We start from the raw sequence: 22,848 nt of genomic DNA, 5'->3' as shown, positions 1-22,848 counted from the left end.
AATGAAATATACTTTTAAAATGCTGGCAATGCTGGCTTTAAGTTTCAGTTTTACAACGGGGTTTGCTCAGGAAACACCAAAGGAAGAAGATTTCTTCAAGATCAATAAGGTAAGGACACCCGAAGGATTGATACTTGAGGTAGGGGGGTTGGTAACACTACCGAATGGTGACCTTGGAATATCTACGAGAAGGGGTGATGTTTATATTGTTGAGAATCCAACAAGCAACAGACCTTTCTTCCGTCACTTTGCAAGTGGATTGCACGAGATTTTAGGATTAGCTTATAAAGATGGCGCATTATATTGTGCACAACGTGGTGAGCTAACTAAATTGATAGATAACAATATGGATGGCAAAGCGGACGTTTACGAAACCGTTTATGCATGGCCATTAAGCGGTCACTATCATGAGTACAGCTTCGGACCAAAAATCGCTCCTGACGGATCATTCTTCGTAACTGGTAACGTTGCTTTTGGTGATGAAATGTGGTATCGTGGCGAGAGCCGTGTTCCAATGCGTGGTTGGGCAATGAATATAACAGAAGACGGTAAAATGCAGCCATGGGCTACAGGAATGCGTTCACCTGCTGGACCAGCTGTTATTGATGGACAATTATATTATACCGATAACCAGGGAGACTGGGTAGGATCGGGTGCAATTTGGAGAGTTAATAAAGGTGATTTTATCGGACACCCTGCTGGACTTAGATGGACAGGCAGATCTGATTCTCCAGTTAAATTAACTGAAGAGTATTTCAGATCTAAAATTAATGAAAGAAGAGATGTTAACGCTGAAGGCAGAGCGATCAAGCCGGAAAACAGAGTTGACGAGAACTTCAAAATGCTTTGGGAGATGAAGAAAGACTTCCCTGAACTAAGATTGCCTTCTGTATGGCTACCTTATGGTATTCTAGGTATCTCTACTTCGGAGCCAACAAAGATTCCCGCAGGAGCTTTTGGACCGTTCGAAGGTCAGATCCTGGTTGGTGATCAAGGTATGAGTATCATTTCACGTATCTTTTTTGAAACGGTTAATGGTGTAGAACAAGGTGCATCGTTTATGTTCAGAAGCGGTTTCCGTTCTGGAGTTTTAAGAATGTCATGGGGTACTGACAATTCACTGTTTGTAGGTGAAAGCAACCGTGGTTGGGGTTCTGCCGGTGATGCAAATGAAGGTCTTGAGCGTTTAGTTTACAATCCAGCGAAAACTCCCTTTGAAATGAAAGCTGTTAGGGCAATGCCTGATGGTTTTGAAATTGAGTTTACAAACCCGGTTGATTTGAAAACGGCTAACGACTTATCTTCTTATAATGTTGAAAGCTACCTTTATAAATATCACCCGGTATATGGTTCGCCACCGATCAACAAACAGGCATTGAAAATCAAAGGAGTGAAAGTATCTGCTGACGGTTTAAGAGCTAGATTGGTTATGGATGGTTTACGTCAGTACTACATTCACACCCTGACTGTTGAAGGTGTGAAAGAAAGAGCTGGTGCTGCTTCTATATTGCACCCAATCGCTTACTATACATTGAACAGTATTCCTAACGGAGACAAATTATCAATGTCTGAATTGAGTACGAAAAATTCATCAAATGATAAAACCGTTTCTACAATTCCGGGCGGTGTTAAAAAGGGGACAATCCCTGGTAAAGTGCTGTCGCCATCTAAGAATGCACCAGAAGTTAAAGGTGCAGCTGCTAATTCAGCTGTAGCAAATTCTGGTAAAACTACTGCACCAACTTATGATCAGGTGAAAGGTTTGTTAACCAGTTACACTTGTGTAGCTTGTCACAACCCAACTAAGAAACTGGTTGGTCCTGCATTTTCAGAGGTTGCTAAACGCAAATACACAGCTGAGAAAATTGTTTCATTGATTCACAATCCACAGCCACAGAACTGGCCGACATATCCGACAGAAATGCCGCCTATGCCGCAGGTTACTAAAGCCGATGGATTGAAGATTGCAGCATACATTAATTCGCTGGCTAAATAGTCATTTACGATAACTTACTACTGATATTTATTTGGTATAATCCTCACAAGTTGAAGATTATATCAAATAAATATTTTATTTTAACACCCTCTTAGAACCTCACAACCGGTATAAACAATGAATAAATTAGACACCTATGATTACGTTGTATTCTTTATATACTTCATAATTGTATCAGCGTACGGATTTTATATCTATTACAAAAAGAAGACTGCCTCTGCAGATTCAAAGGACTACTTTCTAGCAGAAGGTTCGTTAACGTGGTGGGCAATTGGTGCCTCACTTATTGCCTCCAATATCTCTGCCGAGCAGATGATTGGGATGAGCGGTTCCGGTTTCAAACTTGGTTTGGCGATATCCGCTTATGAATGGATGGCTTCTGCTACTCTGATCATCGTGGCAGTATTTTTTATGCCGGTATATTTGAAGAACAAGATCTTCACGATGCCGCAGTTTTTAAGTCAGCGTTATAATGAGCGGGTGGCAATGATTATGGCTGTTTTCTGGTTAATGCTTTATATCGTTGTTAACCTGATGTCTATCCTTTATTTAGGAGCCTTGGCGATTAGCGGTATCTCAGATCTTCCAATTACACTGTGTATTTTGGGACTGGCAATCTTTGCTATCATTATTACACTCGGAGGGATGAAAGTAATTGGGTATACTGATGTTATTCAGGTATTCTTTTTAGTACTTGGCGGACTAGTTGCCACTTATATTGCTTTAAATATGATTTCTGGTGAACAGGGAATTGTTAAAGGATTCAATATTCTAAGATCCGGAGCTTCAGAGCACTTCCATTTAATATTTAAGAAAGACAATCCCAATTATCTCGATCTTCCTGGACTAAGTGTTATTATTGGAGGTATGTGGATCGCGAATCTGAGTTACTGGGGATGTAATCAGTATATCACTCAAAGAGCGCTTGGTGCCTCTTTACCAGTTGCGAGAGCTGGACTGCTTTTTGCGGCATTTTTGAAAATGTTAATGCCTGTTATCGTCGTTATTCCAGGTATTGCAGTGTATTACATCATTAAAGAAAAAGTTCCAGGAATAAGTGGAGCCGATTTGTTGACCTCGTCAGGTATTCAGGATCCTAATAAAGCTTATCCGGCATTATTGGGGCTTTTGCCGATCGGTTTAAAAGGACTTTCTTTTGCCGCATTAACGGCAGCGATTGTAGCTTCTTTAGCTGGTAAAGCAAATAGTATTGCAACAATTTTTACGTTAGACATTTACAAAAAAGCGTTCAATCCTTCTGCAGGTGAAGGCAGATTGGTAAACGTTGGAAAGATCACTGTTGTGGTTTCGATGTTGTTGGCGGTGGTACTTTCACTAATCATTGGGGATGCACTAATGGGCGAAGGTAAACAAGGCTTCCAATACATCCAGGAGTACACTGGTTTTGTATCTCCGGGTATATTCGCAATGTTTATCCTTGGTTTCTTCTGGAAAAAGACCACTTCGAATGCGGCGATGTTTGCTACGATAGGTGGATTTGTTGTATCTGTGATCTTGAAATTCTTACCTGGGTGGGTTGATCTCTCCCCGCTATATGAATTTGGCTGGGCGGCTGCAAACTCTGCAGGCGTATTTGAGATTCCATTTATGGATAGGATGGTTATCGTATTTGTTGTATGTATAATTGGTATGTATATAATTAGTATGGTTGAGTATAGAAAAGGTGTCAAAACCAACGGGCTGGAAGTTGATGCTAGTATGTTTAAAGTATCGAATTCTTTCGCAATCGGGTCATTGATCATCTTTGCAATGATAGTCGCATTGTACACTGCCTTCTGGTAGTCTGCAAAGAGTCTTTTAAACAAACAAAGAGGCCGGATGATTAATTCATCCGGCCTCTTTGTTTATTGTATTTATTGTTATTAGTACTTGAAGACTTTACCGCCTACCATTACTTCTTGCTTCGCTTCGTCGAAAGTTGCCTTCTGGCCAGTTCTTATCGCTGCGTTGGTCATGATATTTGCTATAGAGTGAGAGTATCCTGCCTCAATCGGTGCATTGGTCTCTTTTCTGCTTCTTACACACTCCATCCAGTTTCGCATATGAGCTGAAGTAAGTTTATCACCACCGGTGTTTGCGGATGCGGCAACTTTCTCTACCATCTCACTAAGTTTTATTTCTGGTAGCAGGTTAGCTTGCATATTCATCGCCTTTGCAGCCCCTGCAGATAAGCCTCCTTTTGGAGAAACCGTATTGTTGATCAGGTTCAGCTCTCCTCCGTTGGCATAGTAGATCTCCGCCGGATTCTCATCTCCATTGTGCATTCTGGATGTAAATACTACCTGAAAACCAGTGGTTGGATCATTTTCCTTGCCATAATCAAATACTGCAGTGGTCGTATCCCAATTGCGGCGACCATCTTTCCACTTATAGATTCCCCCATTAGCTACTACACTGCGCGGATGCTTCAGGCCTGAGAACCAGTGGACAGTGTCGATCTGATGGGACATCCATTGGCCTGGCATTCCCGATGAAAATGGCCAAAATAGCCTGAACTCTAAATATTTACGAGGATCCCATTCTTCGAAAGGACGGTTTAATAGGAATCGCTTCCAGTCGGTATCTTCTTGCTTAAGCTTGCCCACTAAATCTGGTCTCCGCCATCTACCTGGCTGATTAACGTTCCAGCTCAGTTCAACCATAGTAATGTCTCCAAACTTACCTTCTTTTATGAACTCCGACGCGGCCTTATAGTTGCCTCCGCTACGTCTTTGAGATCCAATCTGGAAAACTTGCTTAGATGATTTAACAGCCTTTAAAGCCATTCTTGCATCTTCCATCGTTTCTGCAAAAGGCTTTTCACAATAGACATCACACTTGTTGTTAACCGCTTCAGCGGCATGCGAGGCATGTGCGAAATCTGGTGAACTGATGATTACCGCGTCAATGCTTTTTAGTCCATACAACTCATCATTATTTCTGCACGCGGTGATGTCGTGACCCAACTTGCTCTTGAGATGTTCTACACCTAAACCTCTTCGATAATTCCAAAGATCAGAAACAGCTGTGATATCAAAATTCAGCTCTTTATTGTGGTTCAAAAAGCTTGGTAACAGCGCATCTTTAAATCGGTCGGAGAAACCAACTATTCCTACGCGGACCCGATCATTGGCGCCAATGATGTTACTGTAACTTTTGGCTGACCAGCCCATTGTACCTGCATAGGTGGCGGCCGTGGCGATGGCAGACTGTTTGATAAAATTTCTTCTAGACTCTTCCATGATTTATATTAAAGCTCTTTAATTTTGATACTTCTGAATGACACGCGGTCGCCATGATCCTGTAAAAGGATATGGCCTTTAGGTGCCATTCCAAACCCTTTCCAATCTTTATACTTACTTGCTGCAACCAATGCCTGGAATTCCGGTGTGCCCCGGGTAAACTCCGTTACCTTAATCCCGTTTAACCAATATTCTATTCTATTGTCTTTGTAAACTCTTATAAAACCGCGGTTCCATTCTCCAATTGATCGGGTGGAGTTCGCTATCTTTTTACTAGCGATAAGGTCATACAAAGAACCTAAAGTACGGTTCCCGTCTTTGCCAAGCTTAGCATCCGGATGTCTTAGGTCATCCAGGACCTGGTATTCCATGCCAATTGCAGAGCCTTTATTTCCCTCACTCAGTGTTACGAAGTACTTGACACCACTGTTTGCGCCCTCTGTTAGTTTAAAATCAAACTTAAGCTCAAAGGGACCATACTCTTTTACAGTAACAATATCTCCTCCATTCGTTGACTCTGATCCTGTTGCTTTGTCAACGCTTAATTCTCCATTGGAAATATTCCAACCCTTTTCCGGAAACTTATCTTTATAGGCACCGATCCAGCCGGTAGTAGTTTTGCCATCCCATAGTAATGAAAACCCTTCTTTCTTCTCTTGCGCAGACAAGTTATTAGGGATCATATTGACTACGTATATCCCACCTGCTTTACTAGGTTTAAGACCGGTGGTCTGAATGCGTATGTTACGCCAGCGGATTTGTTTCCCTGGTTTATCGTTCTTGCCAATTGCATGCACCTGAAGTGCTATGAAGCCGCTTGGTGTAAGAATATCAACAACATTTGCAGTAGGTATGCCATTGAGCCAGACTCTTATTGAACTGCCAATGCATTCGATTCTGTATTTATTCCAGCCTTCCTTTTTGAAGGCATCTTGACCAGCTGGATTAATATCCATCGGGTACAACCAACCGCGTCTTGCCTCGTCATAGATTCCGCCACTCCATTTCCTGCTGGAGGGATCTACTTCAACCTGATAACCATGTACACGGCCGTTTTGATAGTCTGATTTGCTCTCGCTTCTAATCTGAATACCTGAGTTCATCGAGTTATCGACCATAAGCTCCAGTTCAAGAATGAAGTCACCATAGGTCTTCTCAGTTGCCAGGAAAGAATTTGGCTCATCCGATACTGTAGTTCCTACAATTTCGCCATTAGCGATCGTATAACTGGCCTTACCATTCAGCTGTTTCCAACCTGTTAGATCTTTACCATTGAAAAGGTTTTGCCAGCTACCAGATTGGGCCATTGAAGAAAGCGGGATGGCGCCGATAATTAGCGCAGAGACGATTAGTATTTTTGTATTTCTCATTGTAGGTGTTGACAATTTACGGGCTAGTTCATTTTGGCAAATGCAGTTGCGAGTTCATTTAATGCTTCCGGTTTAACTTCTGTATTGGTGGTGATTAGCATCCGATATCGAAACGTGACGGACTGCCCGGGTTTTAGCGTAAGGTTAAGTTTTTCCTTCCCATTACTGAAGACTTCCTGACCGAGTGGATTTGCGGCAAAAAGTCCATAGTCACGGGCGTGCCAGTATGTAGGGTAGCCGGGATTTTTAGGATGGTCAATTATAGCAACAGAGAGTGGTTTGCCTTCTTTAACACCAGAAAGCATGCACCAAATACCCCTGGTGGCCCATACTCCAGCACCAGTTTTACCTTCACTGGTCAAATAATTTCCACTTGCTCCATTACCGGATGCTGCAACTTTTGTGATGTTGCCATGGCTGTCTGTAAACTCCTCCACTTTGTCCGAGGCAAACTCGAGTTCTTTGGTAAGACGAAGCCCTACCATGCCATCTTTTATGTCTTTAAAACGAACGGTGTCATTTTGAGCAGTTAACGTAGTTATTCTGTCAATAGTTCTTGAATCATCCGCTCCACTAAATAAAAATCTCGTTTGTTCCTTTAATAAAATCTGTTTGTCCTGGTTTTCCCAATTGGCGGTGTAGGATACCTCGCCCACTTTTGAGCCACTTTTAGTTCCTGTTACCTTCACGTTCCTGATCCATCCATATTTAGCTTTTCGGTCTGCCGGTATCGCATAAGAATTGTTCCAGAAGTCCAGGCCATTTACACTTTCATAATTAAGCCAGTAACCGATGTGGTGAGGATGGTCTGTGCGTTCACCATCCCGACTTTTCAATGGAAACCCTCTGGTAACGATTGCGCCATTGGCGGCGTTAATAGGGTATAGTACCGGCTTCTCCATATTGTCTGGAAAGATCAAACTGGTAAAAGCCTTTCCATCGATCATCACAGCTACACTCTTTTCAGTCTTGTTCTCTATTACCTTAACGCTTTTCGTTTGAGCACTGGCTTGCAGCGTGAAACACGAGCAGGCAAGAAGTAAGAATTTGTTCATGATATTTGGTTAGGTCGTTCCACTATTTCAGGGATGTTTAAATAAATATAGCCTTCTTTACGTAAAAACTCCTCAATAACCGCCCTTACCACTGAAAAATTACGAAAACGATTGCGGCACCGAATAGTTGATATGGGTAATAACTCTTATTATTGTAATCAATTTTTCGCTGATGAAACGCAAGCACTTTCTTTCCTTTTTATTGACCGCCAGTGCCATCCTGCCGGTACAAAGAAGCTTAGGGAATGGAAGTGGTTTGGGTCGCCTACTACCGTCTGGATTCAAAATACCGCCCTATCTCAAAAGGGGTGACACTATAGGCATCACAAGTCCAGCCAGCTACATTTCGATAGCAGATGTGCAAGCAGGTGTTAAACTGATGGAGAGCTGGGGTTTTAAGGTAGAAATAGGAAAATCAGTTGGTCAAAAGGACTTTGTCCTCGGTGGTACAGATCAAGAGCGGTTGGCCGACTTCCAGGCGATGCTTGACAACTCAGCCATAAATGCAATTATGTGCGCCAGGGGAGGATACGGTGTGGTAAGAATAATTGACCAGATTGATTTTGATGCATTCAAAGGTAATCCCAAGTGGATAATTGGCTTTAGCGATATCACTTTGCTACATAGTCACGTTAATTCTCGGTATGGTATCGCAACTTTACATTCAAAAATGTGCAATAGCTTTCCTACTGAGTGGAGCGATGCGACTCCAATGCAAATTGAAACTATATTGTCGATCCGCCAAACCCTATGTGGTGAGCCAGTAAAATATACTGCAGTTGCATCAACCTATAATAGATATGGTAAGGTGGAAGGCGCATTGGTTGGAGGCAATTTGAGTTTGATCGAGACGGCCGCTGGAACTTCCTCTGAGTTGACAACCCATGGAAAAATTCTATTTCTGGAGGACACACAAGAGCAGCTTTACAGCATAGACAGAATGCTATGGAATCTTAAGAGAACAGGAAAATTGAAGCATTTGAAGGGATTGATTATTGGAGGTTTTAAGGTAAAAGCTGACACACCAGGCTATGAATTTGGTAAGACTGTCTATGAATTGGTACTAGAAAAGGTAAAAGACTACAAATATCCACTTTGCTTTGATTTCCCCGTTGGTCATCAGGTTGACAATTATGCGCTTAAATGCGGCGCGAGGCATATCTTTACGGTTGACCAGAATGGAGGATCTCTTGTCTCTATCTAGCCACAATTCAATTAAGCTGTCTCAGCTTACTGGACATATCCAACAGACGCTTGATCATGTCTTTGCTAAGCAGACTTATTGGGTGATAGCAGATATCACCAATTACACCTATAAGGCTCAGGCGAACTTCCATTACTTTGAACTTGTAGAAAAGGATTCTGCATCATCGAAAATTATCGCAAAGATAGCTGGGAGGGCATGGGGCAATGCCTCCTTAAATATATTGAACTTTGAAAATGCTACTGGCCAGAAATTTAAGAACGACATCAATGTCTTAATTCAGGTTTCTGTACAGTACAGCGCTGCTTTCGGTCTGCAACTGAACCTATTGGATATAGACACGAACTATACCCTTGGCTTGTTTGAACAACAGAGAAACCAAACACTCGAACGGTTGGTCAAAGAAAACGCTCAGTTTATTCAGAAAGTAGGCGAGCAGTATGTCACCAGAAATAATTCAATTAAATTACCAAGCGTAATCCAAAGGTTAGCCATTGTTTCTTCGGAAACTTCCGCTGGCTATCTGGATTTCAAGCATACACTTGAAACGAATCCTTTTAGGTACCATTTCGAAATAGACGACTATTTTACGCTTGTTCAGGGAGAAGTAAATGCATCGCAAATTGTGGGAAAAATCATTGAAGCTTTCCAATCGGAAAATACCTATGATGCGTTGGTCATTATTCGTGGCGGAGGCGCTCAGATGGACTTTCTGGTATTCGATAATTATGAACTTAGCAGGGCTGTTGCTAAATTTCCAATACCAATTATAACGGGTATTGGTCATCAAAAAAATGAAACCATAGTTGATATTATGGCGCATACAGCAACAAAGACGCCTACAAAAGCAGCTGAATTTATCATAGCGCACAACCGTAGATTTGAAGAAACCATCCTCAGCATGCAAAAAATGATGTTAATAAAAACCCTTCAATCACTCACGCAGCAGAAGGAGAGACTCGGACATTTGAATAACATCATGGTAAATTCGACGAAAGATCTTTTGCATAGCTACTACAAAAATATTGTTAATCTGTCCCGCTTAGTCCTTAACAACCCACGGATTGTTCTATCCGACAAGGTAAAAGATCTTAAAAATGTAATTGCTAATTTAAAATCTTACAATAAATCTTATTTACATAGTCAGCGAGGTCAAATTGCCCATTTTCAATCGGTAGCTAGAATGATGAGTCCGCAGAACATTCTTAACAAAGGATTTGCAATAGTGAAAATTAAGGAGAAGATACAAAGTAGTGCTGACGATATTCGGGAAGGGGATGAGATGACTGTAACCTTCGCAGCCACAGAAGTTAAAACAATTGTACAATCAAAATCAACATACGATGGAAGAGAATTTGACATATGAAGCGGCCTATAAAGAGCTCACTGATATTGCTTACGATATTGAAAATGAATCTGTGTCTGTCGATGTTCTAGCCGACAAAGTTAAGCGAGCGTCGATACTAATCGGATATTGTCAGGCAAAGTTACGCACTACTGAAACCGAAGTGAACAATATTATCAAGCAAATGGAAGGTAACAGCTAGAGCCAGTTGTTTTCTTTATACCAATTCACGGTCTCTGTAACTCCTTTTTCGAGATCAAAACGAGGTGTAAAGCCTAATTCGTTTTTAATGTTTAGTATATTACAGGCCCAGTTTATTGCTGTGAGCTCTGCCATCTTTTCCTTATTTAAGGTTGGCGTGTTTTTACTCCGGCTATAAAGTAGTTCCATAACCGATGCGAGCGCATCGACTACGAAAATTGGAAGATGAAACTTGAAAGTACTTTTCCCTAACGCCTTTTTTATAGCAATGGCCAATGCATAACGATCATAAGTATTGCCATCAGAAACGTTATAGGAAACGCCCACAATATCGGAGAAAAGCGCCTTAACGATTATCTGAGCCAGGTCTATCACATAAACAAAGCTAAGCTGTTGTTCGAAATTTCCGATATGAGGTTCGAGCCCTTTGTTGATCGTATTAAAAAGAATGAAGAGATCTTTTTCACGCGGACCGTAAACTGCGGTCGGTCTCATTGTAATTAACGGCAGGTTGGATACTTCGGAAAGATACTGTTCTGCAAGGATTTTGCTTGCGCCATAGCTCGTCACTGGGTGTGCTGGTGAATTATCCTGCAGCTCCTTCTTAAGATGTGTTAAAGGACCGATTGCCGCAAGACTGCTGATGAAGACGAACTTCTTGATTGTGTAGTTAGCAGTGCTAATTGCAAGGCCTAGGTTTCTGGTAAATTCAGCATTTACTTTATTATAAATGGCTTGATCTTTCGCTTTAGTGATGCCTGCAGCATGAATGATGTAATCAAATTGATGTGTCTCTAAAACAATTTTAAGTTCTTCAACGGAACTGTAATCTAGATTCACATATGAAATCTTAAAAGACTTCAAATGACTTATGTCACTATGCTCACGCACTGCTGCATGAACGTCAAGTCCTGCCGATAGTGCCTGATCAATCAAGTGATAACCAACGAAACCTGTGGCACCAGTAATTAGCACCTTTTCGCTCATATGCTTTTCTCGAAGATTCTGTATTTCTTGTAGGGATCACCCTTAATTGCAATGATAGCATTATTGACCAAATCATTATGCTCCAGGGTCCAGCCAGCCTCCGCATACTTTAAGCCTTTTTCGCGGTAAGCCTGGATGATGCGGGCGTAGATACAAGCCTCAATTCCCATTTTACGGTAACCGTCAACCACTCCCAGTAAGAGAATTCTGATCCCGGTTACCTTACTTTTGCCAAATAGAAGTTTGAATAATCCTGTAGGTAACAAGCGGCCTTTCTTGATCTTGATCTGTATCTGATTCATATCAGGTATTGCTACACCGAAGCCTACTAATTTACCGTCTTTTTCTGCGACTAAACAGAAATCCTTGTCCAGCACCAACTTTAGATCTTTCGCTTGATAATCGAACTCTTCATCATTTAAAGGACTGAAACCAATATTTTTGTCCCAGGCTTTATTATACACCTCCCGTAGACTGGCAGCCTCTTCTTTGAATTTCTTTAAATTAATTTTGCGTATTGTGATCCCATTGCGTGTTAAACGCTCTTCAAGGCGACTCAACAACTTTACAGACCGATCGTCGTAATCATCGCCTGTAAATCTCCAGGCAATAAGATCAACTTTCTTCTTTAGTCCAGCAGATTCCAGTAAGGTGATATAATATTCTGCGTTGTAAGGCATCATCACTACCGGAGGAGAATCAAATCCCTGGATGAGTAGTCCGCAGCTTTCATTAGTGGAGAAATTAACCGGACCAATTAAAGACCCGCTAATACCTTTCTCTTTTAACCAGTCTTCAGCGGTCTTTATTAGAAGATCTGCCGCATTTTGATCATTAATACAGTCGAAAAATCCGAAAAAGCCATCGTTGGCATTATTCAATGTATTGTGGCTGTTGTTTAATATGGACGCTATACGACCTATTACCTTGTCTTCATCGTACAGTAAAAAACACTGCAGCGAAGAGTGTTTATGGAATGGATGGGTAGTAAGTAGATCGCGCTGAGCTATAAAAAGCTCTGGAACATAGTTTGGATCTTGAGCATAAAGATCATGTGGAAAATCAATAAAGGTTGCTAATTGTTTCTTGCTGCTTACAGCAACGATTTTTCTCATGAAATGATTACTTGCGCTTTTGTTTGGACTTGAACCTGTTTCACTGCTGCTGTAAGTTTCTCTACTGCCTCCTCTATTTGCTCAAAAGTATGAGTAGCCATCAACGAGAATCTAATTAAAGAAGAGTCAGACGGTACTGCAGGGGACACTACTGGATTAACAAATATTCCATTCTTACTTAAGATGTTCGTAATTAAGAAAGTCTTGTCATTGTCCCGGATATAAACAGGTATAATTGGACTGTCGGTATGGCCTATATCAAAACCTGCTTCAACCAATAGTTTCTTTGCATAATTAGTGTTGGCCCATAGCTGGTCAATGCGTTCTGGTTCAGACTCAATAATGTCAAGCGCTGCAATCACACTGGCAACCGCTGCAGGAGGCATGCTTGCGCTAAACATTAACGACCTGGCGCGATGCTTAACAAATTCAATCGTTTCTTCTGTTCCAGCAATAAACCCTCCTAAAGAAGCAAGTGATTTACTAAAGGTTCCCATGATCAAATCTACCTTGTCTGTTAATCCAAAATGAGAAGCTGTACCTGAGCCATTAAGTCCGATGACACCCAGACTGTGTGCATCATCCATCATGATATTAGCTCCAAATTCGTCAGCGATTTTAACAATTTCAGGAAGATTTACAAGGTCACCTTCCATACTGAATATTCCATCAGCAACGATGAGCTTAGCGGCATCTTCAGGAAGTCTGCTTAATTTCTTACGCAAATCGTCCATGTCATTGTGCGCATATTTTATAGACCTTGAGAATGATAATCTGCTGCCGTCAATGATTGAGGCATGATCGTATTCATCAAGAATCAAGTAGTCGTTTCTATCGAGCAAGCAGGAGATTACGCCAAGGTTTACTTGAAAGCCTGTGCTGAATAACACGGCGGCCTCTTTCCCAACGTAGGCAGCAAGTCTCTTTTCTAATTCAATATGAATGTCCAGCGTACCGTTTAGGAACCTTGAGCCAGCACAGCCCGTGCCGTATTTGTCAATTGCTCTCTTAGCAGCTTCTTTAATTTCAGGGTGATTCGTTAATCCAAGATAGGAATTAGAGCCAAACATTAACACCTTCTTCCCATCTATAATCACCTCCGTGTCTTGTCCAGATTCAATTGCCCGGAAATAAGGATATAATCCTTTTTCCTTGATTGCTGTAGCGTCTTTGAAAGCAGCTATCCTATCGTGTAATTTTTTACGCATGCTAGTCCTTATGTTTAGATTACAGAGCTGATTGTATTGTAGTTCGGTTTATTATTAGGGATCATTTGCTCTGTTTGATAACACCTTTTTTACATTCAGTTAAAAGTCAACATTTATGCCAACAAATAAACTTCCCAAATCTAAGACCATAAACAGAGAAAACAAAACATAAAAGTCGACCAGGATTGAATATATTACTTTTTAAATTAAATATTACATTTTACTTATAAAAATTAATGCTTTAAGGCTGATGCGAGGTACTCACAATGTGATTAAGGGCAGGCGCCCTGACTAAATAAGATTTAAGGTCAAAAAAAACGGAGGTAAATCTTGCGACCTACCCCCGTTAAATTAACGCTCTCGATTATATAAACGAATCCAACGTCAAAAAGGTTTTATAAAACTGAAAAAAAATTCTTAAAGGAAAACAGGGATAATCCTTTCAGATATATCCCTGTTATAATAGATGGTTAGTCCACCACAGACTAACCTAAACCAAACAAACTACAGCAATAACGTTGGATATTTCAGTTTGTTTCCTTAAAATAAATTCCCACAAAAATGTGACACAAGCATTGTCCTGATTTTAATGATAAAAGATAATATTTCAACCTTCGCTTTTACACGTATATTGTATAATCAAAACATGAATTACTATGGATCAGAAAATAATCAACTTGTATGATGAGTATACCCATACCTCGTTAAGCCGAATGGATTTTATGAAAAGGCTTGCGGTTCTAACTGGGAGCACTGCCTTAGCCTTAACCATATTGCCGTTGCTCGAAAATAATTATGCCTCGGGAGCGATGATGCAAGATGACAACGTAAGTACAGAAAATGTAACCTACCCGGGTGTGGACGGAGATATGAAGGCAGTATTGTCAACTCCGAAAGGAACAAAGAAGCTGGGTAGTGTTTTGGTTATTCATGAGAATCGTGGGCTTAATCCCCACATTATAAACGTTACAAAACGTGTAGCAGCGGCAGGGTTTATTGCTCTTGGAGTTGATGCCTTATCACCTTTGGGTGGAACACCAGCAGACGAAGACAAGGGTAGAGAAATGATCGGCAAACTTGACCCGGCAAAAAATCTCCAAAATTATCTGAATGGCCTTCAATATTTAAGAGCACTAAAAAAAGGCAACGGAAGGGTAGGATGCATAGGTTTTTGTTGGGGAGGGGGAATGGCAAATCAGCTTGCCGTTAATGACCCAAAATTGCAGGCTGCAGTGGCTTACTATGGGTCGCAGGCCAAGGCTGAAGACGTACCAAAGATTAAGTCCAGCCTGATGCTTCACTATGGTGGCCTTGATGAGCGCATAAATGCAGGTATCCCGGCATATGAGGCTGCACTTAAAGCTAACAATATTGATTACAAGGTTTTTATATATGAAGGGGTAAACCATGCCTTCAATAATGATACTTCTCCAACCAGGTATAATGAGGCAGCAGCTAAGCTTGCCTGGGATAGAACTATTGCCTTATTCAAAAAAGTGTTATGAAACCATGAATAAATTAGGCACAGTAATCTGCATACTTATTTACGTTAGTTTAAGTTTATCCTCGTTTTTAGTAACCGCGCAGGATAAGCTCCGTATTGCAGATTCTGAAACAATTACAGGTTTTTTAGGAAATCGTTTAACAAAGTCTTACGACAACCGGATTCTTTTTCAGGATGTTAACATATTGGTAGAACCTTTCCGACATCGGGAAGAGACTAGTCAGTGGCAAAGCGAATTCTGGGGAAAGTGGTTCACATCTGCGGTGCTTGCTTACCGGTACCAGCCTACTCCAGCCTTAAAAGCAAAATTGCAGGATGCTATTAGCGGACTCCTCGCTACTCAAAGTCCGGATGGTTACATTGGGAACTATTCTGAGAAGGCGAGATTACAGGAATGGGATATCTGGGGGCGTAAATATTGTATGCTGGGTTTGCTCGATTACTACCAGTTAACAGGAGATACTAAAAGTCTGCAGGCGGCAAAGCATTTAGCCAATAACTTGATTGCAGACCTGAAAAAAGCGGATGGTATTATAGTCACGAAAGGCAACTATCGTGGCATGGCTGCTTCATCAATCCTTGAGCCAATTTGCAAATTGTATAACGCAACCAAAGATAAAAAGTATCTGAGTTTTGCAACAAACATTGTTGACCAATGGGAACGACCCGACGGGCCGAAATTGATCAGCAAGGCAAGCATTGATGTAGCCAAGCGCTTTCCGAAGCCAAAGAACTGGTATTCATTTGAACAAGGACAAAAAGCCTATGAGATGATGTCCTGCTACGAAGGCCTTCTTGAACTCTATAGAATAACCGGCAGAGTGGAATACAAAAAAGCTGTGGAGATGACCTGGCAAAACATTTATGACACGGAAATCAATCTGGCTGGTTCAGGTGCTTCATCAGAGATGTGGTTTGGAGGGAAGAGTTTGCAAACCGATCCAATACACCATTATCAGGAGACTTGCGTTACTGTGACCTGGATTAAGTTATGCCATCAACTTTTCAGGCTCACAGGAGAGTCAAAGTACGCCGATGCCGCCGAACAAAGCTTTTACAATGCGCTGCTTGGTTCAATGAGTTTAGACGGACACGACTGGGCAAAGTACACACCATTATCTGGGTTAAGATTACCTGGCACCGGTCAGTGTGGCATGGATCTGAATTGTTGCGTCGCAAGTGGTCCACGTGCGCTATTTAATTTCCCTGCACATATGGTCATGAAGGCTGATGGTGGTATTTTTATTAACTATTACGCCGCTGGCATTTTCAAGACCACCACTCCGAAAGGTCAACAGGTCGACGTAACCCAGCAGACAGAATACCCAAAAACCGGGTTTATCAAGTTAGCATTAAAGCTTGCTAAGTCAGAAACGTTTGCTATTGCCATAAGAATTCCTGCATGGAGTAAAATTAATCACTTGACATTGAATGGTATACCGATCGAAAATATAAGTCCTGGATATCACATCATAAAGCGTAAATGGAGCAACGCCGATGTTATAGAACTAAAACTTGATATGCGTGGAAGAGTCACCTATTTAGGCGAAAAACCTGCTTATGTAGCTCTATTAAGGGGGCCTATTCTATTGGCAAGGGATGAGGCGTTAAAAGGAATAAATATGGCTGCAATTGTGAGTCCTGGAAGCACTGATGGGTATGTAGCTTTGGAAGAGGTTAGTTCCTCAAGTACCTGGATGCAATTCCGGTTAAAGTTCAGCCCGGAATCCTACAAGGAATCTGGTGACCAACCCGATTATGTACCACTTTGTGACTATGCTTCGGCGGGTAATTCCAGCGCTACTTCATTCAGAACCTGGTTTCCGCAGTTAATTGATCCCAAGGGTTTCCAAATAACGAATTAAAATTCCCAGGCGCTGTGATAGCTTAGTTTTTCGTCCGCATATCGGACAAAATTTGAGTAAAAAGCGAGTTTAGACAATGTAGCACTGTCTCCAATAACAACAAGTTTTTTTCTAGCTCTGGTCATAGCAACATTCATTCGTCTGATATCTGACAGAAATCCAATAACTTGCTCGTCATTGCTTCGGGTAAGGCTCAAATAGATAACGTCTCTTTCCTGACCCTGGAAGCTATCTACTGTATTTATGGTAATATTTTCACATACTTCGGCGGCGATGCCACTGGAATCCAGTCCAGAGCGCAGCATTTTTACCTGCTCCTGATAAGGTGCAATGACACCAATGCTTGGAAATTTTTCCAAATCGTAATAAGTTCTTAAAATAGTTATATAGTCAGCAAGATGTTTCAATAGGAAGTTAGCTTCGTCGGGGTTTGCCACGCTGCTGCCTTCCAGCCTTTCTTCAAAACCCCGCCCTGCAGTGTCGATGAACTGAAGGGCCTTATCACCCGGAAAAAGCAAATGACCTGCTACTGACGCATGTGCCTTAAGTACACCTCCGTAAAATACTTCTGAGGAATAGCCCATAATGTCCTCATGCATCCTGTATTGCTCTTCCAATAACACGACCGCCTCCGGGTATAGCGCTACAACTTTTTCAAGTAAAGTTTTGCTTAATCCCTTCCTCGCCGCTTCCGCAGACTTGATAGTAGGACTCAACTGACAATGGTCGCCGGCAAGGACTAGTTTCGAAGCTTTCAAGATCGGTATCCAGCAGCCCGGTTCTAACGCCTGTCCGGCTTCGTCAATGATTACCGTGTGGAACTCCATACCCTTAACCAAGCGGTGATTCGCGCCGACTAAAGTAGCTGATATTACTTGAGCTTTAGTCAAGAGCTGGTCTATGATATATTGCTCTATATCGTCTGCTTCTTTCAGGACCTTATGCGCCTCATTAAATAATGCTTTCCGTTGCTCTTGCTCCGCACGACCAAAGTTGCGCTTATACTTATGCGCCATGTTTTTGTATTCTGCAGCTTGTTTCTTTAACTTCTTTATAGATTTTAAAGACTCATGGCCAGCCATTTTGCCATCAATAGTTAGCGACAACAATTTCTCAGAAACCCTGGTGGGGTTTCCGATTCTCAAGACCTCAAGACCTTCGTCCGCCAGTTTTTCAGTTAGCAAATCAACTGCAGTATTGCTTGGAGCGACTACCAGAATCTGTTTTCCATCGCTTTTGATCAGCGCTTTAATCGCTTGAACAAGGGTAGTAGTCTTACCTGTTCCAGGCGGCCCGTGTACAATTGCAAGTTCGTTTGCTTCAAGAATTCTTCGAACAGCCTCCTGTTGCTTCTCATTCAAGGCAGGGATATCGTAAAGATAGTTTGCTTGTTGAAAACGAGGCTTAACAGCACCGGTAATTACTTTCAATAATGGAATAACTGGTGATTTTAATTTGCCACCTTCCAACGTATCTGTTAATAATGCCGAAGCTTTTTTTAAAGCGAACTGCATTTCATCATAAGTGTAATTGTCAAATAGAAGATCAACACCAAGTTTACCTTGTCTGCTCCAATCAGGAAGTTCGTCGACTTTTAAGCTGATCTTCATTTTATCGCTACCCACATAGGCCACAACCCCTTCTATACGGTCGTTTCCTTCATCATGGTTTGAAAATAAGGCAACTGAAGATCCAAATCTAAACTGGTGATTTAAATCCTGATGTGTTGTGCGTTCTAATTCTATAGTCAGGTAATCGCCTCTACCAATCTCAGTGCCCCTTATCGCAATTGGATACCATGAAAGGCCCTTTAAACGCCTGTCAGCCGCCGATGACGATTCAGTCTGATCGTGATATGATTTAAGGTCTGCGTCTTTCTCAAGTCTGAGCAGCTGGGTTAATTGATCGAAATAGTCCATGAACTGCAAAACTAACGCATATTGCACTAAACAGTTTCAATTAGATGCAGTTTAATGGTAGGTTTAAAGTTTTAAAGCTATTTAATATATGCAGCATGATAACTTATTCTCATAAGATAACGTTAACTCCAGAGTCTTTAAAAGATATTTATGGAAGTGATGATAGTTCTAAGCGTCTGGAAGTAGTATTGTCAGGCTCAACTGTGCTTTACACGTTGATATTGGATTATGAGTATGGCAAAGGAAATCTTTCAAATGTTAAGCTCATTGAGAATAGTTTGGTGATGAATTCTGAAGCGACGGGCAGCTTCAGAGTAAGTTATGATATCAATGAATTCTCCGTTTGTTCTGCACTGGATTACACCGGAGTGTATTCGATGCTCTTGAACTTTGTTCTGAATTGGGAAAGTGCAGAAATCGTTTTAACGGGAGAAGATCGCTACGAATGATTAAGTAAATAAGCCGAAGCTATCTTGTGCATCGTTCCAAAAGTTGTCTAAAGCCAACAAACGCGGCTTTAAAAAGCTGATCAATGCGGGCCAGTCTTCCCTTTTAAATATGCTTAATCCGTAAACTGCGGTCGAGATCCTTGATATCGCCTTTCCATAGTCATCAGTCGTGTGCAATTCCCATGTCCAGTCTTCATCCAGGTGGTCCCTTAACATGCTTTTAAATTCTTGGAACTGTTCAAATAGAAGGCTTTGCATACTCAGGTCAGTATGATTCATTTCTATGCCAATTCGCGCTTTCTTACCATCGGCTTCCATTTTGAAATATAAATGTTTAATGCCGGTCTTATAATTAACCCAATTCACCCGTAGTCCTGCACTCGATGTCTCCAATGCCATATATTGACCGAAAGTCGTCCAGAATTCTTGTTTAAGCGTAGCTACTTCGTCTTTTGAATACAAAATGTAAATTGAGTTTAGGTTCGCGGTAAATTTACAAACATGGTGATAACAAAGGAAGACTAAAATAAAAGACCGATCCCTTACCAGGCTCGCTGGTAGCCCAGATTCTACCATCGTGACGTTGAATGATCTCGGCACTTAAATAAAGACCTATTCCAAATCCGGAAATATGTTTAGTATTTTGGTTTTCCACGCGATAAAATCTATCAAACAATTTTCCCAGATCGGTAGAATTGATGCCAATTCCTTCATCTGAAATAGACACTTCAAGAAAATCCTGCTTAACGGCGCAGTGCACTTCGATGCAGCCACCGCCTGGGGAATACTTGATGGCATTTCCTATCAAGTTTGAAACAACAGAGCCAATTTTTTCCCGGTCCGCAAATACTGGGATACAACCGCAATGAGCAAGGTCAATATTGTGAGTGCTAACAGAGAGGCGAAGCTCTTCAATAATTTCTTTTACCAGTTCGTCTATATCAAAATACTGTTTTTCAATAAGAATCTTTCCAGATTCCAACCTGGAAAGATTAAGAAAGCCATTTATCATTGAGCTCATCTTCTTAACCTGGAGGTTTGTCTTTTTCAAAACACCTTGAGCAAAACTGTCATTGCTGGTTTCAGCTTTAGTCATAAGAAGTTGGGTATACCCCATTACCGAGGTTAGCGGCGTTTTAAGCTCATGGCTTACCATTCCAATAAAGTCATTTTTGCGCAGCTCGTTTTCTTTTTCCTCTGTGATGTCTATGACTAATCCAGAAAAGTGTCCTTGCTGAACTCCTTTTGAAGGATAAATCTTCCCTAATGCCCTGATCCATCTTTTCTTTCCGTCGAAGCCAAGGATAGGATGCTCCATGTGATAAGCTTTTCCAGCATGGAGTGCCTCCTCTAGCGCCATCTTAACCAGTTCCCGATGATCTTCCGGTATTCTATCGACGATTTCTTCATAGGTAAACTCAACCTGCGATGAGAGTCCAAATAGTTCCTTAAGCCTGTTTGATGCGAGAAACTGTTTAGTTCCAAGTTCCATATGCCAAGTAGCGGCCTCGGCTGCCTCTATGGAAAGCCGCAGCATCTCCTCCGCACGTTCCAACCGTTCGTTTGACAATGCGAGCTCCTGATTTGAGAAGCGCATTTCTTCATTAATGGCTTGTAACTCTTCTGCTGTTTCCTCTATCTGATGTCGTGTTCGAACCTGCTCCGACACCTCCGTGCCAATCGAGATAAGACCGTTAATATTGCCTTCCAAATCAAATAAAGGCTCATATACGAAGTTGAAATACACCGTTTCGATGGTATCTTTCCGCTGAATATTCATAGGTAACTCTGTAGCTACAAATGGATCACCACTTAGATAGATAAGATCCAATAGGTTGATAAAACCCTGCGCTTTCAATTCAGGTATAGCTTTTAAAATAGGTTTGTTGAATACATCTGCAGACTTACGGCCCCAAAGTTCCAGGGCTCTCGAGTTTACGATCTCTACAATGTGGTCAGGCCCCCGGAAGATTGCGATAGCAACTGGAGCCTGTAAAATGATCAATCTTAGATTCCGTTCGTTTTCTTTGATTTTCTTCTGCTGAAGTACCTTTTTTGTTGTTTCATTAAAAATGATCAAAACACCGGCAATTTGACCCCTTTCGTCATGAACTGGATTATAGCTCAATGTGACATAGATATCTTCGAGCTTCCCCTTGCGATACGCCGACAGCAATTCATCTTCTTTCCAGGCCGCATCGCCTCCGTTCATTACTTTCATGACGCCAGGCTCAATTTTTGCCCAGCTTTCCTGCCACACTGAACCCCCTGTTGGCACTGCATTTAAAGAACTTGTAGCCCAATCATTCGCAATTAAAAGAAAAGCGTCGTTATGAAAGCAGATCAGGTCCTCACCCCAGATGAGTAGCATAGGGAACTTCGCATTCAATACAATACCCACAGTAGTTTTAAGGCTTTGTTGCCAGGTATGTGGCTCACCTAATTTTGAAGCCGACCAATCAAAGGAACGTAGGGCTTCTCCTGTCTCACCACCGCCCTGTAGGAACGGATGATTCTGATTTTGAGTATGTTCAACCACTGCCATCTAACTAAAGTACGATGTTTTCTGTAAATTTTAAAAAACATATGGCCTGATTTTTATTAGATTTAATTTATGAAGATAGCAACTTACAATGTTAACGGTGTAAACGGCAGGCTTCCTGTTTTACTTAGATGGCTTGAGCAAGAAAAGCCTGATATTGTTTGTTTACAGGAGTTAAAAGCACCGCAGGAGAAATTTCCAGAGCAAGCTATTAAAGAAGCAGGTTACAACGCCATATGGCAGGGCCAAAAAAGTTGGAATGGTGTTGCAATCCTGGCCCGGGGTTTAGAGATCAAAGAAACCAGGAGAGGTTTGCCAGGAGATGAAGAGGATTTGCACAGCCGTTACATTGAGGCGTTTGTTGGCGGTATAATTATCGGTTGTCTGTATTTACCGAATGGAAATCCAGCGCCAGGTCCCAAGTTGGATTACAAGATGGCTTGGTTCAATCGCCTGGCCCAACATGCCAAAGAGTTGCTTACTTATGATTTGCCAATTGTCCTGGTAGGAGATTATAATGTTATGCCAACAGAAAATGATGTCTATAAACCCGAACGTTGGGTGGATGACGCTTTGTTCAGACCAGAAGTGCGGGAAGCCTTCCACAATCTGGTGGCATTAGGCTGGACAGACGCCATACGAAAACTATATCCCACGGAGACGATCTACACATTCTATGACTACTTTAGAAATGCATATGCTCGTGATGCCGGACTTCGCATAGATCATTTTTTACTAAATCCAATATTGGATAAACGTCTTCTCGCAGCTGGTGTCAATCGTGATGTTAGAGGTTGGGAGAAAAGTAGTGACCACTGTCCGGTTTGGATCGAAATCAAAGATTGA

Annotated in this window: 18 protein-coding genes; 9 read left to right on the top strand and 9 right to left on the bottom strand. The window is 41.6% G+C overall.

All coding sequences use genetic code 11. The annotated features are described in order from the left end of the window. Position 1 precedes the first annotated feature (1 nt). Positions 2 to 1,996 (top strand): hypothetical protein, encoded by a 1,995-nt coding sequence (locus WKF66_RS05265; protein ID WP_489673371.1) that lies wholly within the window; start codon positions 2 to 4, stop codon positions 1,994 to 1,996. A 117-nt stretch (positions 1,997 to 2,113) separates the two neighbouring features. Further along, the gene (locus WKF66_RS05260) at positions 2,114 to 3,799 is read left to right on the top strand and encodes a sodium:solute symporter family transporter (protein WP_489673370.1); all 1,686 of its coding nucleotides are present in this window, start codon (positions 2,114 to 2,116) and stop codon (positions 3,797 to 3,799) included. A gap of 80 nt (positions 3,800 to 3,879) precedes the next feature. Here the strand turns inward: WKF66_RS05260 and WKF66_RS05255 are convergent, their stop codons facing one another. The 3 genes from WKF66_RS05255 to WKF66_RS05245 all read right to left on the bottom strand — a co-directional run bounded on the left by WKF66_RS05255 (position 3,880) and on the right by WKF66_RS05245 (position 7,663). Further along, positions 3,880 to 5,238 carry a Gfo/Idh/MocA family protein gene (locus WKF66_RS05255; RefSeq protein WP_489673369.1) on the bottom strand — a complete coding sequence of 453 codons (1,359 nt, stop codon included), beginning with the start codon at positions 5,236 to 5,238 and terminating at the stop codon, positions 3,880 to 3,882. A gap of 8 nt (positions 5,239 to 5,246) precedes the next feature. Continuing rightward, a complete protein-coding gene (locus WKF66_RS05250; protein WP_489674214.1) occupies positions 5,247 to 6,545 on the bottom strand; it encodes a 3-keto-disaccharide hydrolase in 1,299 nt (432 codons plus the stop codon). 86 nt (positions 6,546 to 6,631) lie between these two features. Further along, positions 6,632 to 7,663, bottom strand: a complete 1,032-nt coding sequence (locus WKF66_RS05245; RefSeq protein ID WP_489673368.1) for a DUF6807 domain-containing protein — start codon at positions 7,661 to 7,663, stop codon at positions 6,632 to 6,634. Positions 7,664 to 7,835: 172 nt separating this feature from the next. Between WKF66_RS05245 and WKF66_RS05240 the strand changes: the two genes are divergently transcribed. The 3 genes from WKF66_RS05240 to xseB are packed head-to-tail and all read left to right on the top strand — an operon-like array spanning position 7,836 to position 10,414. Further along, positions 7,836 to 8,867, top strand: a complete 1,032-nt coding sequence (locus WKF66_RS05240) for a S66 peptidase family protein (RefSeq protein WP_489673367.1) — start codon at positions 7,836 to 7,838, stop codon at positions 8,865 to 8,867. After that, a complete protein-coding gene (xseA, locus tag WKF66_RS05235; RefSeq protein ID WP_489674213.1) occupies positions 8,842 to 10,233 on the top strand; it encodes an exodeoxyribonuclease VII large subunit in 1,392 nt (463 codons plus the stop codon). Before WKF66_RS05240 ends, xseA begins: the two co-directional genes overlap by 26 nt. Beyond that, positions 10,211 to 10,414, top strand: coding sequence for an exodeoxyribonuclease VII small subunit (xseB, locus tag WKF66_RS05230; RefSeq protein WP_489673366.1), 204 nt, complete (start codon positions 10,211 to 10,213; stop codon positions 10,412 to 10,414). The genes xseA and xseB overlap by 23 nt, the downstream gene beginning before the upstream one ends. Here xseB and WKF66_RS05225 read toward each other — a convergent pair. From WKF66_RS05225 to spt, 3 genes are read right to left on the bottom strand one after another with little or no spacing between them, the layout of a single operon-like run. Next, positions 10,411 to 11,400, bottom strand: a complete 990-nt coding sequence (locus tag WKF66_RS05225; RefSeq protein ID WP_489673365.1) for an NAD-dependent epimerase/dehydratase family protein — start codon at positions 11,398 to 11,400, stop codon at positions 10,411 to 10,413. The two genes, xseB and WKF66_RS05225, sit on opposite strands and share 4 nt — an antisense overlap. Then, positions 11,397 to 12,515 carry a GNAT family N-acetyltransferase gene (locus tag WKF66_RS05220; RefSeq protein ID WP_489673364.1) on the bottom strand — a complete coding sequence of 373 codons (1,119 nt, stop codon included), beginning with the start codon at positions 12,513 to 12,515 and terminating at the stop codon, positions 11,397 to 11,399. The genes WKF66_RS05225 and WKF66_RS05220 overlap by 4 nt, the downstream gene beginning before the upstream one ends. After that, positions 12,512 to 13,723 (bottom strand): serine palmitoyltransferase, encoded by a 1,212-nt coding sequence (gene spt, locus WKF66_RS05215; RefSeq protein ID WP_489673363.1) that lies wholly within the window; start codon positions 13,721 to 13,723, stop codon positions 12,512 to 12,514. Before spt ends, WKF66_RS05220 begins: the two co-directional genes overlap by 4 nt. A gap of 656 nt (positions 13,724 to 14,379) precedes the next feature. Here spt and WKF66_RS05210 point away from each other — a divergent pair. After that, a complete protein-coding gene (locus tag WKF66_RS05210; RefSeq protein WP_489673362.1) occupies positions 14,380 to 15,228 on the top strand; it encodes a dienelactone hydrolase family protein in 849 nt (282 codons plus the stop codon). Between the two features lie 4 nt (positions 15,229 to 15,232). After that, positions 15,233 to 17,092 (top strand): glycoside hydrolase family 127 protein, encoded by a 1,860-nt coding sequence (locus tag WKF66_RS05205; protein WP_489673361.1) that lies wholly within the window; start codon positions 15,233 to 15,235, stop codon positions 17,090 to 17,092. On the opposite strand, the gene WKF66_RS05200 is transcribed toward WKF66_RS05205, so the two are convergent. Next, on the bottom strand, positions 17,089 to 19,011 hold the full coding sequence (locus tag WKF66_RS05200) for an AAA domain-containing protein (protein ID WP_489673360.1): 1,923 nt from the start codon (positions 19,009 to 19,011) through the stop codon (positions 17,089 to 17,091). The two genes, WKF66_RS05205 and WKF66_RS05200, sit on opposite strands and share 4 nt — an antisense overlap. A gap of 95 nt (positions 19,012 to 19,106) precedes the next feature. Here WKF66_RS05200 and WKF66_RS05195 point away from each other — a divergent pair, with 95 nt between their 5' ends. After that, the gene (locus WKF66_RS05195) at positions 19,107 to 19,460 is read left to right on the top strand and encodes a hypothetical protein (RefSeq protein WP_489673359.1); all 354 of its coding nucleotides are present in this window, start codon (positions 19,107 to 19,109) and stop codon (positions 19,458 to 19,460) included. Here the strand turns inward: WKF66_RS05195 and WKF66_RS05190 are convergent, their stop codons facing one another. Further along, on the bottom strand, positions 19,461 to 19,922 hold the full coding sequence (locus WKF66_RS05190) for a DUF4268 domain-containing protein (protein ID WP_489673358.1): 462 nt from the start codon (positions 19,920 to 19,922) through the stop codon (positions 19,461 to 19,463). 31 nt (positions 19,923 to 19,953) lie between these two features. Continuing rightward, on the bottom strand, positions 19,954 to 22,005 hold the full coding sequence (locus WKF66_RS05185) for a sensor histidine kinase (protein ID WP_489673357.1): 2,052 nt from the start codon (positions 22,003 to 22,005) through the stop codon (positions 19,954 to 19,956). Positions 22,006 to 22,074: 69 nt separating this feature from the next. On the opposite strand from WKF66_RS05185, the gene xth reads away from it, so the two are divergent. Next, entirely contained in the window at positions 22,075 to 22,848 is a 774-nt protein-coding gene (gene xth / locus WKF66_RS05180) for an exodeoxyribonuclease III (protein ID WP_489673356.1), read from the top strand.

The sequence above is a fragment of the Pedobacter sp. genome, from assembly GCF_037719805.1.
In the GTDB taxonomy this organism is placed as follows: domain Bacteria; phylum Bacteroidota; class Bacteroidia; order Sphingobacteriales; family Sphingobacteriaceae; genus Pedobacter.
Note: the sequence above shows the minus strand (reverse complement) of the source record. Positions and strands in the feature narration are given on the sequence as shown.

What these genes read in the sequence shown, in the direction of transcription:
- WKF66_RS05245 (WP_489673368.1), bottom strand. Translation starts at nt 7,663, where the DNA reads ATGAACAAATTCTTACTTCTTGCCTGCTCGTGTTTCACGCTGCAAGCC.
- WKF66_RS05220 (WP_489673364.1), bottom strand. Translation starts at nt 12,515, where the DNA reads ATGAGAAAAATCGTTGCTGTAAGCAGCAAGAAACAATTAGCAACCTTT.
- WKF66_RS05195 (WP_489673359.1), top strand. Translation starts at nt 19,107, where the DNA reads ATGATAACTTATTCTCATAAGATAACGTTAACTCCAGAGTCTTTAAAA.
- WKF66_RS05265 (WP_489673371.1), top strand. Translation starts at nt 2, where the DNA reads ATGAAATATACTTTTAAAATGCTGGCAATGCTGGCTTTAAGTTTCAGT.
- WKF66_RS05255 (WP_489673369.1), bottom strand. Translation starts at nt 5,238, where the DNA reads ATGGAAGAGTCTAGAAGAAATTTTATCAAACAGTCTGCCATCGCCACG.
- WKF66_RS05210 (WP_489673362.1), top strand. Translation starts at nt 14,380, where the DNA reads ATGGATCAGAAAATAATCAACTTGTATGATGAGTATACCCATACCTCG.
- WKF66_RS05225 (WP_489673365.1), bottom strand. Translation starts at nt 11,400, where the DNA reads ATGAGCGAAAAGGTGCTAATTACTGGTGCCACAGGTTTCGTTGGTTAT.
- WKF66_RS05250 (WP_489674214.1), bottom strand. Translation starts at nt 6,545, where the DNA reads ATGGCCCAATCTGGTAGCTGGCAAAACCTTTTCAATGGTAAAGATCTA.
- xseB (WP_489673366.1), top strand. Translation starts at nt 10,211, where the DNA reads ATGGAAGAGAATTTGACATATGAAGCGGCCTATAAAGAGCTCACTGAT.
- spt (WP_489673363.1), bottom strand. Translation starts at nt 13,723, where the DNA reads ATGCGTAAAAAATTACACGATAGGATAGCTGCTTTCAAAGACGCTACA.
- WKF66_RS05260 (WP_489673370.1), top strand. Translation starts at nt 2,114, where the DNA reads ATGAATAAATTAGACACCTATGATTACGTTGTATTCTTTATATACTTC.
- WKF66_RS05205 (WP_489673361.1), top strand. Translation starts at nt 15,233, where the DNA reads ATGAATAAATTAGGCACAGTAATCTGCATACTTATTTACGTTAGTTTA.
- xth (WP_489673356.1), top strand. Translation starts at nt 22,075, where the DNA reads ATGAAGATAGCAACTTACAATGTTAACGGTGTAAACGGCAGGCTTCCT.
- WKF66_RS05200 (WP_489673360.1), bottom strand. Translation starts at nt 19,011, where the DNA reads ATGGACTATTTCGATCAATTAACCCAGCTGCTCAGACTTGAGAAAGAC.
- WKF66_RS05185 (WP_489673357.1), bottom strand. Translation starts at nt 22,005, where the DNA reads ATGGCAGTGGTTGAACATACTCAAAATCAGAATCATCCGTTCCTACAG.
- WKF66_RS05240 (WP_489673367.1), top strand. Translation starts at nt 7,836, where the DNA reads ATGAAACGCAAGCACTTTCTTTCCTTTTTATTGACCGCCAGTGCCATC.
- xseA (WP_489674213.1), top strand. Translation starts at nt 8,842, where the DNA reads ATGGAGGATCTCTTGTCTCTATCTAGCCACAATTCAATTAAGCTGTCT.